Below are 14,345 nucleotides of genomic sequence, written 5' to 3' on the forward strand. Positions count from 1 at the left end.
CCGATCCAACTGTTCGATGGATGCATCATCAAAACGGGACCAGAAACGCGACAGACTCGGCTGGGAAGCCAGATCACCGGCGTCGATGACCTGCGTAAAGACTGGATCTTCGGTCAGCTGGTCCGCGGCATCGTCTTCGGCATAGCCGGCAATCATCTGGTACAGCTTCTGCCGCAACAAATGATCATTGGAATGGATATGATACAGCCGGTTGTCTCTCAGGTGCAGATGCTCGGCGATGGTCTTTGAGAACCCGATTGTTTCATCGAATTCCCGGAAGCGCAGCGTGCCCGTATCGGAGGAGAGCGCACCGCCGTCGTTTGAGCGTTTGATCTTGCGATTGAAATCCAATGAGATTTGAGGTAAAGTAGCCATTATAAGAACCCTTTCTTTTGGTTATTTTGTGGTAATTTAACCTTATCAGAAACGGGTTCTTTTTTCACTTTTCAAGTGAATGGTCATTCCCTTGGAAAACCAATGAAACCGGCATTAATTGCCTGTTAATATTTTTCTATGAATAATTCAGGATAAAAATAGTTTCCTTTGAAGGATTGTTTAAACTATAATGTTTTTAGTACCTTAGTTTTTACTTAATGAGAGACTTAGGTTAAATACGGAGAAGATATTCACATCTTTATTTGTGTGTAGGAGGGGAAACAGTTGGTTAAAGATAAAACTGAAATGGGTTACTACAAATCTTTAGAGATGAATACAAAAACTGAGGCTTTTAAAAGTTACTATAAGGCCGGTCTGCTGGAAAATGTAGATGAATCCTTCATAAATGAAGTTAAACAATATTGGCAAAAGCATTATCATAAAAATGTGGATCCTATGATTCACATCGCTTTTATGAACTATACAGGGGAGAAAGAACCGAGAATTGTTGATCCAAGAACTTCCTGGAATGAAATTATCCCATTTTTAAATGATCAGCAAATGAACAGTGTGTATCAGGATAAGAATCTATATGACTTGTTGATACCTACAGAGCGGTCTGTAGAAACTGTTCTGAAAAGAGCACATGGATTATACTTCGATCAGCATAACAACTTTCTGGATAAATCCGCAGCGTTAACAGAACTTTTATCCTACAAGCAAGACTTTATCGTCAAACCCAGTAACACCAACAATGGGCAGGGGATAAAAAAGCTATATTATCGTGAGGATTATCTATTTCTGGATGACGAGAAACTGCATCTCGATGCTCTGGAAGAAATGTATGGAGCCAATTTTGCGGTTCAGAAGGTCGTGCAGCAGCACGCTGTAATGTCTGAACCCCATCCTGATTCTGTCAACACCTTGAGGATGGTGACTCTCAGGTGGAAAGATGAGATCAGGTATCTGCTCACTTTTGCTAAATTCGGCGCACAGGGCAAAGTATTGGACAACACCAGTTCAGGCGGTGTGTCCATCGGAGTCAAAGATAACGGTGAGTTTATGGACACGGCGTTGGATAGAAGCTTTAAAGTACACGCTGAACATCCAACGACAGGTGTTCTGTTCAAGGATATGCAGCCGATTCCCAATTTTGATCAGTTTAAGCAATATGTAACTGATTTACACAAACCTATCCTTCATCATGACTTCATTTCGTGGGATATCGCCGTGGGTGCTGACGGATTGCCGGTATTTCTGGAAGCGAATTTTAAGGGCGGGACATGGTTCTACCAATTGCTGGCAGAACGGCCATTGTTTGGAGATTTAACGGAAGAGATACTGGAATATATGCATAAAGAAAGAAATGATAAGCATTCGCCGCGATTTAAAAGCTTTTCTAAAAATCAGCCCTCTGTCAAGAAATTGAATAAGCGTGTTCAGACGCTTAAAAATGATAATCAGCAGTTACAAAAGGAAAGAGATCGCATTGACAAGAAATACAATAATATCTTGGACAGTAAGAGTTGGCGCATGACTCAGCCAATTCGAAAACTTTCTTCATTATTCAAAAGGTGAGGTGGTGCCATCTTACCTTTTGAAGCCACATCTTTGATATGATTTTCCTTTTTGATTAAGCTGTCCCTCCGCTCTTGACGGAAGTTTGCAGCCCTTCTATACTTTATTATGGAATCACAATATTAAAGTGAAGAAGCACAGGAGGTCCTGAGCGTGGCTGTAAATAAGGAACTTTCGCCAAACAAGAATCACCTCACTGAGGGGGGATCGGATGAAAATGGCAATATATCATCATCTGTTCTCCAAAAAGGGATGAAACACAAAGATATAGTGGATCTGAAGACCAAACTGAATTGGCTGGGTTATGGAAAAAGTAAGGTCTCAGCGAAGTTTGGATCTTATTTTCAAAAACAGGTGAAAAGGTTCCAGTCAGATTACCAGCTGCCCGAGAGCGGTGTGGTTGATAGTGAAACAAAGAAAAAGATTAACACAGCTTACACGAAAGTTCATGAACCGGGAGACAGCAGTAGTGAGATGGAGCACCAGATGAATGTGTTTGAACGCCTCGGTTTTGCAAGTGAAGATACATATGAATCTGTCTCCGAAGAAATGAAAAGCCGGATAACAGCGTTTCAAAGATGGTTTGGATTGGCCGAGACCGGTGTGCTCGATTCTGACACGGCCGCTAAGCTCAATGCCCTGCTTGAATGCCCGTTGCAATTGGGGAAAAGAAACGAGGATACCATCCGGTTGAAAGTGAATCTGAACCGGCTGGGTTACGGTAATATGAAAATTACCAGCAAGTTTGGCGGACTTACTGAAAAGAAACTGAAGCAGTTTCAGGCAGACTGTGGGCTGCCCGTCAATGGTATTGCGGATGATGTGACATTGGAAAAGATAGAGAAGGCATTATAAACAATGAATAAGTAAAAAGTCTTCCGGATCAAACTGATCCGGAAGACTTTTTCTTGTCTATATTTCATTTTTCTATTTTTCTTCTGTTTCTTCTTCACCGGTTTCATCCGGAAGTGCTTCCCGGAATTCTTCACGTTTTTCTTCCAGCTCACGCTGTGCCTCTTCCTGGTAACCGGGTGATAATTCCTGCTGTTTTTTCTCCATCGTCAGGATATCGTACTCAGCATTTAATGCTTTAATAAGTGATATGGCCTGCAGAATCACAACAAAGGTGAATGGGAATGCAGCAATCAGCATTGCCATTTCCAACGCTGCCAGTCCTCCGGACAACAGCAACACCATTGCTGTTCCAGCCAGTATGAGACCCCAGATGATTTTTATCCTGAGGGTTGGGTTGAGACTGCCGCCTGAAGTCAGCATGCCGAGAACGAATGTACCGGAATCGGCGGACGTTACAAAGAATGATGCAATGAGCAATACAGCGATACCGACCAATGCAATGCTGAATGGATACTGTTCGAGGAAGGCGAACAATGCTACTTCCTCGCCCATTTCAGTCAGCAGCGTGGACAGTTCTCCGCCGGTTGCGTTATCCATTTCAATACCTGCGATACCGAAAATAGAGAACCAGATTGCACTGAATAAGAATGGTACAGAAATTACACCAATTGTAAATTCGCGGATCGTCCTGCCTCTGGATACACGGGCGATGAAACTGCCGACGAATGCGGCCCAGCCGATCCACCATGCCCAGTAGAAGAGCGTCCAGCTATTCAGGAATTCCCTGTCTCCCACAAATGTATTCATGTTTAATGTCATGCTTGGCAGGTTCTGTATATAGTTACCTGTCGTACTCATGAATGCCTCAACCATCTGCAGCGTTGAGCCGGCGACGAGTACAAAGAGCATCAGCGCAATGGCAACAGTAATATTTGTCAGACTGAGATAGCGGATACCGCGATTTACACCTGTTACGGATGAAATGATGAATGCCACTGTAATGAGCAGAACCACGATCATCTGGGTGAGCGTATTGTTGTCTATGGCTTCAAAACTGTAACTGAGCCCTGAGGTAATTTGTGTGGCTCCGAGCCCCAGTGATGTCGCGATACCAAAAATGGTACCGAACACTGCCAGTATATCCACACTATTGCCGATGATCCCTTTCGCACGATCACCCAGCAGGGGGGTGAGCGAAGCACTCATGAGCAGCGGAGACTGGTGCCTGAATTTAAAGTAGGCAAGCGCCATACCGACCACTGCGTAGACTGACCATGGATGGAAGCCCCAATGGAATAATGTATACTGTAATGATTCCTGGGCTGCAACGTTTGTACCTGAGTCAGCAGTTGGCGGCGTATAATAATGGGTCAATGGCTCGTTGACACCAAAGAACACAAGGCCGACGCCCATGCCCGCTGTAAACAGGAAAGCGAACCATGTAAAATAACTGTACTGCGGTTTTTCATCTGGTTTGCCCAGTTTGATTCGTCCAAAAGGACTGATAATCATGAAAAGGGCAAAGAGCACAAACAGGGTCATGGACAGCATGTAAACCCATCCGAAATTCGAGGCTATAAACCCGTCAATGGCTCCAAGCACTGTTTCAACATTGTTTGGGAAAATGGCGCCCCACAGGATAAAGATTCCTGCAATTATTAGAGAAATCCAAAACACCTTAGTAAAGGTTTGCTTTTTTTTCAAGACTGTTACCTCCTAGAAACTGAAATTAAGATTGCTAGTGTTCGCAGTAAAAATACGATGAATAATCAAGATCATCGTATTTAAAACCAATTCATTATCGAATTTATAATTTTTGATTAGATAACGAATATAATCACAATACTATATAAATTAACATTCCTGCGGCTATGATTCAACAGTCTGAAGATAATAGTTCGTATTTAATTAATATTAGCTGTTGTTTTATACATATTCATGATATTCGTTAGGGTCCTGCCCCTCAACACGGCCGTCTTCCCCTTTATCCAACGCATCAATCCTTTCAATATCCTCGCGGGCGAGTTCAAAGCCGGTACTATCGATATTTTCTTTTTGATGCGTCGGATCGCTGGATTTAGGAATCGTAAATACGCCGGCCTGATAGTTCCAATTGAGAATAATCTGGGCTGGCGTCCTGCCGTATTTCTCCGCAATTTCTTTAATTGTAGCATTGTCGAGCACATCATTCAGATAACCCCGGCCAAAAGGACTCCAGGATTCAGTGAGAATCCCCCGCTTTTTATCTGCTTCAACCAAACGGTTATTATTAAAATACGGGTGGCGTTCCACCTGATTGGTGGCAGGTGTGACACCTGTTTCTGCGATAATGCGGTCCAGGTGCTCAGGTTCAAAGTTTGACACACCGATGGTTCTGATTAACCCTTGTTTCTGAGCGTCCACCAGAGCTTTCCAAGCCTCTGCATATTTGCCGTCTTTGGGATTTGGCCAATGAATTAAATACTTGTCAAAATATTTTAACCCAGTCCGGCGCAAAGATTCCTGGATAAAAAGAAATGCTTGATCATACGCATGGTAAGAACCGGGCAATTTGGTGCTGACTAAAATTTCTTCTCTTGGCAGTCTGGATCTGCGCACCGCTTCACCAACAATGCCTTCATTGTCATAGTTTGTTGAAGTATCGATTAAACGATATCCTGAATTTAAGGCGTTTAAGATTTCAAACGTGCCCTGATCTCCTTTAATGCCAATCGTGCCTAATCCCACGTATGGGAGCACTGAACCGTCGTTTAGAACAAAGTGATTATTATCAATAATCAAAGTCTCATCTCCTTAAAATCATTATAATGTAAGCATTGTGCAGCAATTTGCTGCATTTACCGCTGCCAATGGGTGAACAGCGGCCCATCTGCGCCGTATAACGGGTCATAGTCGGGTAACGGCACTTGTCTGATATTGTCCAGTTTCTCCGGACGTTCATCTTCATATCCATAACAAAAGTCATAATCCCTGCCATCAGGGTAGGCACCAATCACTTCAAAGTCTTTACTTGCCGCTAAGCGTTTATGGCCGACGCCTGCCGGCAGAACAATCATATCCCCCTGCCGGACATCCATACTGGCTCCCTGGGCCCCGCCGAGCAGCAGTGTCGCGGTGCCGTTCGATACGATAAGGACTTCGTGGGAAGTGCTGTGATAATGATGATGCGGTGCCACAGCGCCGTGCCAGGCCCCCAGCCAGTTGTTCCGCGATAAGATATTGACTGGCCGGTCATCATCTTCAATCACATTCCTATAGAGCAGCAATGGAAATGAAGGATGGTTCGGAATGGCCCCGTCATCGCCAAGTTTAACGGGTTCTATAGTGATCTCTTGTGCATATTTCATGATCTCACCTCCCGCTGAGATGTCCATTATTCCCATATCCTATTTTATAAATTCTAAACCCGCCGGGAATTAATTGAGAGCGTGAGCACATAATTGAATGTCCCAGCGCTAACGATGTGTTAAAATGACGGCAATACAGGTTGAAAGGGGAAAATAAAGTTGAAAAAGTGGCTATTGAGTCTATCCATCGGCACATTCGCAGTTGTTATGACCGCGTGTGGCGGCGGAGATGAATCAGCTGAAAATACAGATGAAGGATCAAATACACAGGAAGAGGCTTCCGGCGGCAGTGAGGAAAGTCAAAGCGGCCAGTCCGGCAGTGGAGAGCAATCCGGTGATGGCGGCCAGTCCGGCAGTGGTGAACAGGCCCAAATGCCGGAACCGGACCTTGAAGGTGTTCCGGATGTTGTTGCTGAAGTCAACGGTGAAGAAGTGACGAAGGAAGAATTTGAACAAACGTATACCGGTCAATTCCAACAGGTGGCTATGCAGCAGCAGATGTCAGGGGAAGAGGTTGACCAGGATCAGCTGAAACAGCAGGTGGCCGAAGGTATGGTTGATCAGGAACTGCTGATCCAGGAATCGAATAACCGGGACATCAGCGCACCGGAAGAAGATGTCAATGCAGCGATAGACCAGATGGTCGAACAGAACGGCATGGAATCACAGGATGATTTCTTTGCTGCATTGGAAGAACAGGGGATGTCTGAAGATGAAGCGATGTCCCAGTTAGAAACACAGGTGAAGGTGGATCAGCTGATTGCAGAAGAGGCCGGAGATATTGAACCGACAGAGGAAGAACTCCAGGAGGCCTATGATCAGGCAAAAGAACAGCAGGAACAGATGGGCGGAGACCAGGAGATGCCTTCCTTTGAAGAAATGAAACCGGACCTGGAAGAACAGGTTAAAAGTCAGAAGGAAAGTGAAGCGGCACAGACACTCGCATCTGAACTCCGTGACAATTCAGACGTCACCGTCAATGTCTAAATCGGCTTTTTAAAACTGAAATGGTGTGAGAAGTCCCATCGCCACTTGTCATTGTGGCTGTGGGGCTTCTTTGTGCCTGTACACAGCTCAGCCGTTCAGATGATATATATGATGGGTCAATGGTAGAATATTTCACCGCCGTCTAATATAATGAGGTGAAAGGAAACGGTTTCTAACGGACAAGAAAATCATTGATTGCAGCCGGGGTGAAAGGAATGACAAAAATACTTATTAAAAACGGTGAAATTATCACTGCTGATGACAATAACGAGATCATATATGGAGATTTATTGATTGAAAATGACTGTATTACTCAGATTGCACCCCAAATTGATGCATATCATGTGGATCAAGTGATAGAAGCCCGGGGTAAAACGGTCATTCCCGGTTTTATCCAAACGCATATTCACCTATGTCAAACAATATTCCGGGGACAGGCGGACGATATGGAATTGCTGGACTGGCTGAAACGACGGATCTGGCCGCTTGAAGCCGCCCATGATGAAGAATCAAATTATTATTCAGCGATGCTCGGCCTCGGGGAGCTTATCCAGGGCGGGACAACGACGATTGTGGATATGGAGACTGTCCACCACACCGATGCCGCTTTTCAGGCAATTGCAGCGAGCGGCATCCGTGCCTTGAGCGGTAAAGTCATGATGGATTATGGGGATGAAACGCCTTTATTACTGCAGGAAAACACCGATGATTCAGTTCAGGAAAGTGTGGATTTGCTGGAGAAATGGCATGACTTCGATAACGGCAGGATAAAGTATGCGTTTTCCCCCCGTTTTGTCATCTCCTGTTCTGAAGCGCTGCTTACACAGGTCAGGGATCTTTCCGCTCATTACGGTGTTCATATTCATTCTCACGCCGCAGAAAGCAGCGGCGAGATCGAGATTGTACGGAACCGGACAGGCATGCGGAATGTCACATATTTAGATTATCTTGGCCTGGCCAGTGAACGGCTGATTCTGGCGCATTGTATATGGCTGGATGATGAAGAAAAGTCAATTATTAAAGATAGAAGGGTGAAAGTCAGCCATGCTCCCGGATCCAACTTGAAACTGGCTTCAGGAATTGCTGATGTGCCTGAGATGATGAACCAGGGCGCCAAGGTGAGTCTTGGCGCAGACGGTGCCCCGTGCAACAACAACTTGAACATGCTGAATGAAATGAGGCTGGCTGCCGGGATTCACAAGCCGGCGCATGGGGCTGCGGCAATGAATGCACAGACGGTGTTCCGGATGGCGACCATTGAAGGGGCTAAAGCGATCGGGATGGAAGATGAAATCGGCAGTCTGGAAGTGGGTAAAAAAGCCGATTTATCCATTCTGGATATGAATGATTTTCATGTTTTTCCGTCATACGATGTTGATCCTGTTTCAAGAATTGTCTACGCAGCTGCCGCTTCAGACGTAGAAACAACAATCATCAACGGGAAGGTGATTATGAAAAACAGGGAGATAAAGAACATCGACAAAAATATTGTGCTGAAGGAAGCGGATAAATCGATCAAACGGCTGATGAGAAGAATGCCTCATATTCAATATGTTTATAATGAGGATAAGTAAAAAATGATACAAGGGGTGAACAGAATGAACGCTTTATATTTTTCAGCAGGCAGTGCCATTTATGAGGTGAACGCAGATGGGCCGAACTGGATGATGGAAGAGAAACCATCCCCCCATCAATTCTTATGCCTTGCTGCGGACCCGGCCAGCCCGGGCCGGCTGTATGGCGGAACGTTTGATAACGGTCTTTGGATCAGCGATGACAGCGGTGAGACGTGGGAGCGCGCAGGGACAGGCATTACCTATAACCGAGTGATGAGTGTCGCCGTCAGTCCGACGGAGGTCAGAAACGGCTATCGCGTCGTATGGGCAGGCACTGAACCCAGCGGCTTGTTCCGTTCTGAGGATGGCGGCCGGACATGGATCGACTGCCCGGCACTGTTGGATCTGCCCTCGAAATCCACTTGGAGTTTCCCGCCCCGGCCGCACACGCATCATGTGCGCTGGATCGAGCCGGATCCGCATGACGAGAATCGCATCTTTGTCGGCATCGAACTCGGCGGTGTCATGAAAAGTGAAGATAAAGGCAGAACCTGGGAGGATAGGAAACCAGGGTCCCAGCATGACTGCCATATGTTAACGATTCATCCGCACGTATCGGGACGCGTGTATGAAGCAGCAGGCGGCGGGTATGCAGAGAGCGCCGATGCAGGGGCGACATGGCAGACGGTCAATGAGGGTCTTGAACCTTACAACTATCTGGTGGGCATCGCTGTCGACCCGGCAGATGAAAATACAATGGTAGCATCGGCGGCTCAAAGCCCCCGTACAGCCTATCGCCCGGAAGGGGCTAATACAATTTTAGTGCGCCGGGAAAAACAAGGTCCGTGGACACCTGTACATGAAGGCCTTCCAGAAGCATACGGCTCCACCGTTTTTGCTTTAGCCACAGATCCCTCAGCACCCGGTGTGTTTTACGCCGTCAATAATCAAGGAGTTTATCTGTCCGATGATGGCGGGAAGACATGGGAACAAATGTCATTGAAATGGCCGGAACATTTGACGGGAAAAAGAATCCGGGGGCTCGCCGCAGTGGGCACTGGGAGTAATGGTTGAATAATCATTGGTCTTAGAAGATAATGAGAATTAAAAGGGGGCAGGTTAGAGATGAAAAATTTATTTCCAAGCTACAGGGAAGAAAATGTATTAGTCATGCTGGATTTTGAGTCATACAATCCGAATACGATTTTACGTGGCGCCAAATTGGCTGAAGCGTTCCAATGCAAATTTTCTGTACTCTTTCTTGAGTATATACAGTCTGGTGTCTCCTCTGCGGAAAAAGAGCTTTATCTCACTGAAAGCAAAAAGCTGAGTGAAGATCTGAATGTAGCGGAATACAGGGTTGAAACATTTGAACGGCACCGGGAAATCCTGAAAATCCTGCACCAGTTTGCTAAAGAAAAAGCAGCCACCCAGCTTGTCTTGGCCCATATCCCGGAAAGCAGATGGGAAGAGCTGGTCAGCGGGACGTTTGCGAATTATGTATTGAAGAAAATGCCGTTCCTGGAGCTCCATTTTATCGCCCCGGATATTGCCTTCCCGTATGGAGATTGGGAATATAATAAGGGGCGTTATGGAGCCCTTGAACCTTCCGGCCGCGATGGGGAATTTGTACTTGTTACAAGTCAGACACAGCAATCTGTGGAAGACGGCGTTTTCTTCAAGAACTCAGATACTGATTTTAACACAGGCATATTTGTTTCTTATGCGACGGAAGGAGATTTTAATCAGTATGATGTGGTCAAAGGTACAGCAACTAAAATAGAATAATTGAAACCGCCTTGGCTGCTAAACACATCAATTGTTGGAGCCATCCTTGCTGTTACACAGATACCCTGACCATGAACATTCCTCCAATATTGTCCATTACAAATAAAGAGAAAAGGACGTGCAGTATGAAAGATTATGGCATGATGGTGCTCGGCACTTTTTTCTTCGCTTTTTCAGTCGCGATGTTTTCAATGCCGAACTCGCTTGCTGAAGGCGGCATCCCGGGATTATCCCTCCTCCTTTATTATGGTCTGGGATGGTCCCCCGCAGCGGTCACTTTCGTCGTCAGCAGTATTATCTTTGCTGTCGGTCTCCGCTACCTGCCAAAAGCGATGATCATAAAATCGATTGCGGCAATTCCGCTATTCTCATTATTCCTCTTTTTGATGGAAGACTACGGGACAGCAGTGAATGACCCTTTACTGGCCGCGCTTTACGCAGGGCTGTTCACAGGGATCGGTTTTGGTTTCATCTTTCGCTCAGGAAGCACGGTTGGCGGTACTTCCACAATTGCCAAAATGCTGAACAATCATTTTGGATGGGGCCTGACCGGTACCAATTTTGTGCTGGATGCGCTTATTGTCGGCAGCGGGGTGTTTGTCATCGGTCCGATCATGGTTTTATATACTGTTGTGGCATTATTCATCGGAAAGAAAGTGACGGATTATGTACTGGAAGGTTTTGAATCCAAAAAGGTAGTTCATATCTTCTCGGATTACAGCGAATCAATCGCCGGTTCCATCCAGCGGAATCTTGGCGCCCATACGACAATTCTCCGGGGTGACAACGAGGGCAGCGGAAATAATGAGCATCTGATTTATGTGGCTGTGCCCAAACAGCAGTTGTTTTTCCTTAAAAAGCTGATACATGAAGTGGACGAAGCCGCGTTTATAGTGGTGGATACAGTTAAGGACGTCAGCGGCGGTTCATTTGCCAGAGCACACCATCCGACACAGAAAACATTCGGCAGCGCGAAGGAAGAACGGCAGTACTATAAGGAAAGAGCGGATGAATGAACAAGGTTAGAATAGATCTAAGCGGTGGATGTGCGTAAAACATCATGTAAAAAGGAGCGTTTGTATGGTTGGAACAGAAATAGACCTCGTAATTAAAGATAGTTTGAAAGCACTGGCCCTGGACGAAAAGATTTTTTATTTCATCTGTAAACTTAGGAGGTGCCAGGGCTTTTTATCCAGCGCAGGTGATCTTTAGTAATTGTAGATAATATGACAATATTCGCAGAGTTGATGAAACTGTCTATGTCCTCTGTTTTGTCATTCTGCCCATTTGTTTCAGCTGTACTTTTAAAGGGAAAAACCACTGTGATCATGAGAAGGAGGAATGACTTTGCTTAACCATCAGTTATATATCAATGGTGAATATTCTGCATCTGCAGGAAATGAGTGGATTGACGTTCTCAATCCGGCAACTGAAGCAGTGATTGCAAAAACTCCGAAGGGCACAGGTGAAGATGTTGAACGGGCAGTGCAGGCTGCTTCTGAAGCTGGCTCAAAATGGGAAATGATGCCTAATATTGAACGGGGGAAGATTGTTCGTAAATTAGGCGATGAGATTGAAAACAGAAGAGATAAATTCATTGATCTGCTCCAGGAGGAGCAGGGAAAAGATTACGAACTGGCCAGCGGCGAAGTGGATCTGGCGATAGACTATTTCCGTTATATGTCTGAATGGGCCAGAAGAATGGAAGGCGATATCGTCCCGAGTGACCGTCCGAATGAAAATATTTTCATTTATAAAAAACCGATTGGTGTCGTCGCCGGTATCATTCCTTGGAACTTCCCGGTCTTTATCCTGGCCAGGAAAGTAGCAACGGCATTGGTGACCGGCTGCACGATTATCATAAAACCAAGCCAGCATACGCCGAATACGGCAATGGAATTTACGAAGATCATGGATGAGATGGAAGAAGTACCCGCTGGTGTCTACAATGTGGTGACAGGGGCAGGTTCAGAAATTGGCAACGCGCTGGCTTCACACAAAGATGTTCAAATGATAACAATGACCGGCAGTGTTGGCGCGGGCACTAAGGTGATGGAAGCCGCTGCACAGAATATTACGAAGGTGAATCTTGAACTGGGCGGCAAAGCACCGGCAATTGTGACTAAAAATGCCGACCTGGATCTGGCTGCAGAGGCGATTGTCACTTCAAGGCTTGCCAATAACGGACAGGCTTGTACGAATGCTGAGCGTCTGTACGTCCATGACAGTGTTGCCCAGTCCCTGACTGAAAAATTGGTTAAAGCATTTGAAGCGAAGAAACTGGGCAATACGCGGGAAGACAAAGCAGCGGATGTCGGCCCGCTGATCAACCGTGACAGACTTGAAACAGTTGAAGGGATGGTCAGCGAAGCGGTGGAGCAAGGCGCTGAGATTGCAGCCGGCGGCGCACGCGGGGAAGTTGATGCCGGGTATTTCTACAAACCAACGATACTGACCAATGTGTCACATGACTCAACTGTCATTCGTGATGAAATATTCGGACCTGTACTGCCGATCGTTACATTCAGTACGTTGGATGAGGCTATTGAAAAAGCCAATGACACGGATTATGGTTTATCTTCCTCCGTTTACACTGAAGACCTCAATGAAGCGATGCGTGTCATCAATGAAATGCGGTTTGGCGAAACATATGTCAATCGTGAAAACTTCGAAGCCGTGCAGGGCTATCATGCCGGCATGCGACAATCCGGTCTGGGCGGCACGGACGGCAGGCACGGGGTGGAAGATTTCCTTGTTACCCAGGTCGCTTATATGCAATATAAAAATGATCAGGCATAAAACGAACCGCCTGGATATAATTTTTTCTGGCTAAAGGAGAGGATGCCACTTACAGGCATCCTCTCCTTTTACGTGTGACGGAAATATCCGTGCAACAGCTATTTGATTTCCTCAAGTTTCTCTGTAAAAAGCGTCAGTTCTGGCAAATAAGTACTTTTAATCTCGTCGATGAGTGTATCAAACAGTTTTTCATTCTGGTGCAGAAACAAGGTTAAATTACTGCGGTTGTTCGCCTTAAGCCAGCTTCTGTGATTTTGAATAATATTCCGTTCCTCTAACTTTTTCACCGCTTGACGGTAATCTTTCACCGTTTCACCTTTGGCATCCAAATAGGAAAACATGACTTTTTGCGCGAAATCAAAGGCCATTTCAAAATAGTGGATGTAGCCGGCCTTTTCAAGGTCATTTTGGAATATGCGATCATTGTATTTTTTCAGCTCGGTATATGATTTATAGTAACTATCGAAATCCTGTCTCCAGCGAATTTCATCATTGTTCATAGCGATTCTCCTTCAATCATTCAAAATTGGGTTTGTTTATCTTGCTTACACACATAAAAATAACGCCTGTCATTTCTCCGAGTATAATGGACGGAGGCTTTGTTAATCAACTGGATGATTCCATTTTATAATAACAATGACATGCGGCGGTCTAAATTCCTTGTTTTATGAAAAATATAAACGGGAAAGTAAATGGATACGAGCATGCTGGACATTTATCACTATTTACAACGTCCAAGGGGGAAGGTATATGATTTGCGGCAGGACCGTTGATGATGAGACCCGCTGTATCCACTACCATACAAAGGAAGATATTATCGCGATCAAATTTGCATGCTGCAATAGATATTATCCCTGTTACAAATGTCATGCGGAATGTGAAGACCATCCGGTGATCAGATGGAAAAGTGATGCATTCAGCGAGAAAGCGATCATGTGCGGTGTGTGCAGTACAGAACATACTATTCATGAATATTTAAAGGCGAGCCATTGCAAAACGTGTGGTGCACAGTTCAATGAAGGCTGTCGGCATCATCATCATCTATATTTTGCAAAATAAT

At 45.4% G+C, this 14,345-nt stretch carries 15 protein-coding genes; 10 read left to right on the forward strand and 5 right to left on the reverse strand.

Annotated elements, in window-relative coordinates:
* On the reverse strand, positions 1 to 375 hold a 375-nt coding region (locus G343_RS0104535), incomplete at its 3' end, for a transposase (protein WP_020006929.1).
* A 285-nt stretch (positions 376 to 660) separates the two neighbouring features.
* Between G343_RS0104535 and G343_RS0104540 the strand changes: the two genes are divergently transcribed.
* Both G343_RS0104540 and G343_RS0104545 read left to right on the forward strand, forming a co-directional pair.
* Positions 661 to 1,953 (forward strand): sugar-transfer associated ATP-grasp domain-containing protein, encoded by a 1,293-nt coding sequence (locus tag G343_RS0104540; protein ID WP_020006930.1) that lies wholly within the window; start codon positions 661 to 663, stop codon positions 1,951 to 1,953.
* Positions 1,954 to 2,106: 153 nt separating this feature from the next.
* Positions 2,107 to 2,808 (forward strand): peptidoglycan-binding domain-containing protein, encoded by a 702-nt coding sequence (locus tag G343_RS0104545; RefSeq protein WP_020006931.1) that lies wholly within the window; start codon positions 2,107 to 2,109, stop codon positions 2,806 to 2,808.
* A 72-nt stretch (positions 2,809 to 2,880) separates the two neighbouring features.
* On the opposite strand, the gene G343_RS0104550 is transcribed toward G343_RS0104545, so the two are convergent.
* From G343_RS0104550 to G343_RS0104560, 3 genes are all read right to left on the reverse strand, one after another.
* A complete protein-coding gene (locus G343_RS0104550; protein WP_020006932.1) occupies positions 2,881 to 4,512 on the reverse strand; it encodes a BCCT family transporter in 1,632 nt (543 codons plus the stop codon).
* Between the two features lie 222 nt (positions 4,513 to 4,734).
* On the reverse strand, positions 4,735 to 5,589 hold the full coding sequence (locus G343_RS0104555) for an aldo/keto reductase (RefSeq protein ID WP_020006933.1): 855 nt from the start codon (positions 5,587 to 5,589) through the stop codon (positions 4,735 to 4,737).
* 56 nt (positions 5,590 to 5,645) lie between these two features.
* A complete protein-coding gene (locus tag G343_RS0104560; protein ID WP_020006934.1) occupies positions 5,646 to 6,155 on the reverse strand; it encodes a cupin domain-containing protein in 510 nt (169 codons plus the stop codon).
* Between the two features lie 159 nt (positions 6,156 to 6,314).
* Here G343_RS0104560 and G343_RS0104565 point away from each other — a divergent pair, with 159 nt between their 5' ends.
* The 7 genes from G343_RS0104565 to aldA all read left to right on the forward strand — a co-directional run bounded on the left by G343_RS0104565 (position 6,315) and on the right by aldA (position 13,285).
* A complete protein-coding gene (locus G343_RS0104565; RefSeq protein ID WP_020006935.1) occupies positions 6,315 to 7,142 on the forward strand; it encodes a SurA N-terminal domain-containing protein in 828 nt (275 codons plus the stop codon).
* Between the two features lie 215 nt (positions 7,143 to 7,357).
* Entirely contained in the window at positions 7,358 to 8,716 is a 1,359-nt protein-coding gene (locus G343_RS0104570) for a 5'-deoxyadenosine deaminase (protein ID WP_026366267.1), read from the forward strand.
* 24 nt (positions 8,717 to 8,740) lie between these two features.
* Positions 8,741 to 9,772: a WD40/YVTN/BNR-like repeat-containing protein gene (locus G343_RS0104575; protein WP_020006937.1), complete on the forward strand. Its 1,032-nt coding sequence runs from the start codon at positions 8,741 to 8,743 to the stop codon at positions 9,770 to 9,772.
* A 51-nt stretch (positions 9,773 to 9,823) separates the two neighbouring features.
* Positions 9,824 to 10,486 (forward strand): universal stress protein, encoded by a 663-nt coding sequence (locus G343_RS0104580; protein ID WP_020006938.1) that lies wholly within the window; start codon positions 9,824 to 9,826, stop codon positions 10,484 to 10,486.
* 125 nt (positions 10,487 to 10,611) lie between these two features.
* On the forward strand, positions 10,612 to 11,502 hold the full coding sequence (locus G343_RS0104585) for a YitT family protein (RefSeq protein ID WP_020006939.1): 891 nt from the start codon (positions 10,612 to 10,614) through the stop codon (positions 11,500 to 11,502).
* A gap of 64 nt (positions 11,503 to 11,566) precedes the next feature.
* Positions 11,567 to 11,698 (forward strand): hypothetical protein, encoded by a 132-nt coding sequence (locus tag G343_RS15825; RefSeq protein ID WP_020006940.1) that lies wholly within the window; start codon positions 11,567 to 11,569, stop codon positions 11,696 to 11,698.
* Positions 11,699 to 11,833: 135 nt separating this feature from the next.
* Complete coding sequence (gene aldA, locus G343_RS0104595) at positions 11,834 to 13,285, forward strand: aldehyde dehydrogenase (protein WP_020006941.1); 1,452 nt, start codon at positions 11,834 to 11,836, stop codon at positions 13,283 to 13,285.
* 98 nt (positions 13,286 to 13,383) lie between these two features.
* Here aldA and G343_RS0104600 read toward each other — a convergent pair whose 3' ends face one another.
* The gene (locus tag G343_RS0104600; protein ID WP_020006942.1) at positions 13,384 to 13,785 is read right to left on the reverse strand and encodes a nucleotidyltransferase substrate binding protein; all 402 of its coding nucleotides are present in this window, start codon (positions 13,783 to 13,785) and stop codon (positions 13,384 to 13,386) included.
* 250 nt (positions 13,786 to 14,035) lie between these two features.
* Between G343_RS0104600 and G343_RS0104605 the strand changes: the two genes are divergently transcribed.
* The gene (locus tag G343_RS0104605; protein ID WP_020006943.1) at positions 14,036 to 14,344 is read left to right on the forward strand and encodes a CHY zinc finger protein; all 309 of its coding nucleotides are present in this window, start codon (positions 14,036 to 14,038) and stop codon (positions 14,342 to 14,344) included.
* Position 14,345 lies beyond the last annotated feature (1 nt).

Source organism: Salinicoccus albus DSM 19776 (assembly GCF_000385175.1).
GTDB classification, from domain to species: domain Bacteria; phylum Bacillota; class Bacilli; order Staphylococcales; family Salinicoccaceae; genus Salinicoccus; species Salinicoccus albus.

Excerpts from the sequence above, each read along its gene's own strand:
- G343_RS0104560 (WP_020006934.1), bottom strand. The coding sequence starts at position 6,155 with ATGAAATATGCACAAGAGATCACTATAGAACCCGTTAAACTTGGCGAT.
- G343_RS0104570 (WP_026366267.1), top strand. The coding sequence starts at position 7,358 with ATGACAAAAATACTTATTAAAAACGGTGAAATTATCACTGCTGATGAC.
- G343_RS0104575 (WP_020006937.1), top strand. The coding sequence starts at position 8,741 with ATGAACGCTTTATATTTTTCAGCAGGCAGTGCCATTTATGAGGTGAAC.
- G343_RS0104580 (WP_020006938.1), top strand. The coding sequence starts at position 9,824 with ATGAAAAATTTATTTCCAAGCTACAGGGAAGAAAATGTATTAGTCATG.
- G343_RS0104585 (WP_020006939.1), top strand. The coding sequence starts at position 10,612 with ATGAAAGATTATGGCATGATGGTGCTCGGCACTTTTTTCTTCGCTTTT.
- G343_RS15825 (WP_020006940.1), top strand. The coding sequence starts at position 11,567 with ATGGTTGGAACAGAAATAGACCTCGTAATTAAAGATAGTTTGAAAGCA.
- G343_RS0104600 (WP_020006942.1), bottom strand. The coding sequence starts at position 13,785 with ATGAACAATGATGAAATTCGCTGGAGACAGGATTTCGATAGTTACTAT.
- G343_RS0104605 (WP_020006943.1), top strand. The coding sequence starts at position 14,036 with ATGATTTGCGGCAGGACCGTTGATGATGAGACCCGCTGTATCCACTAC.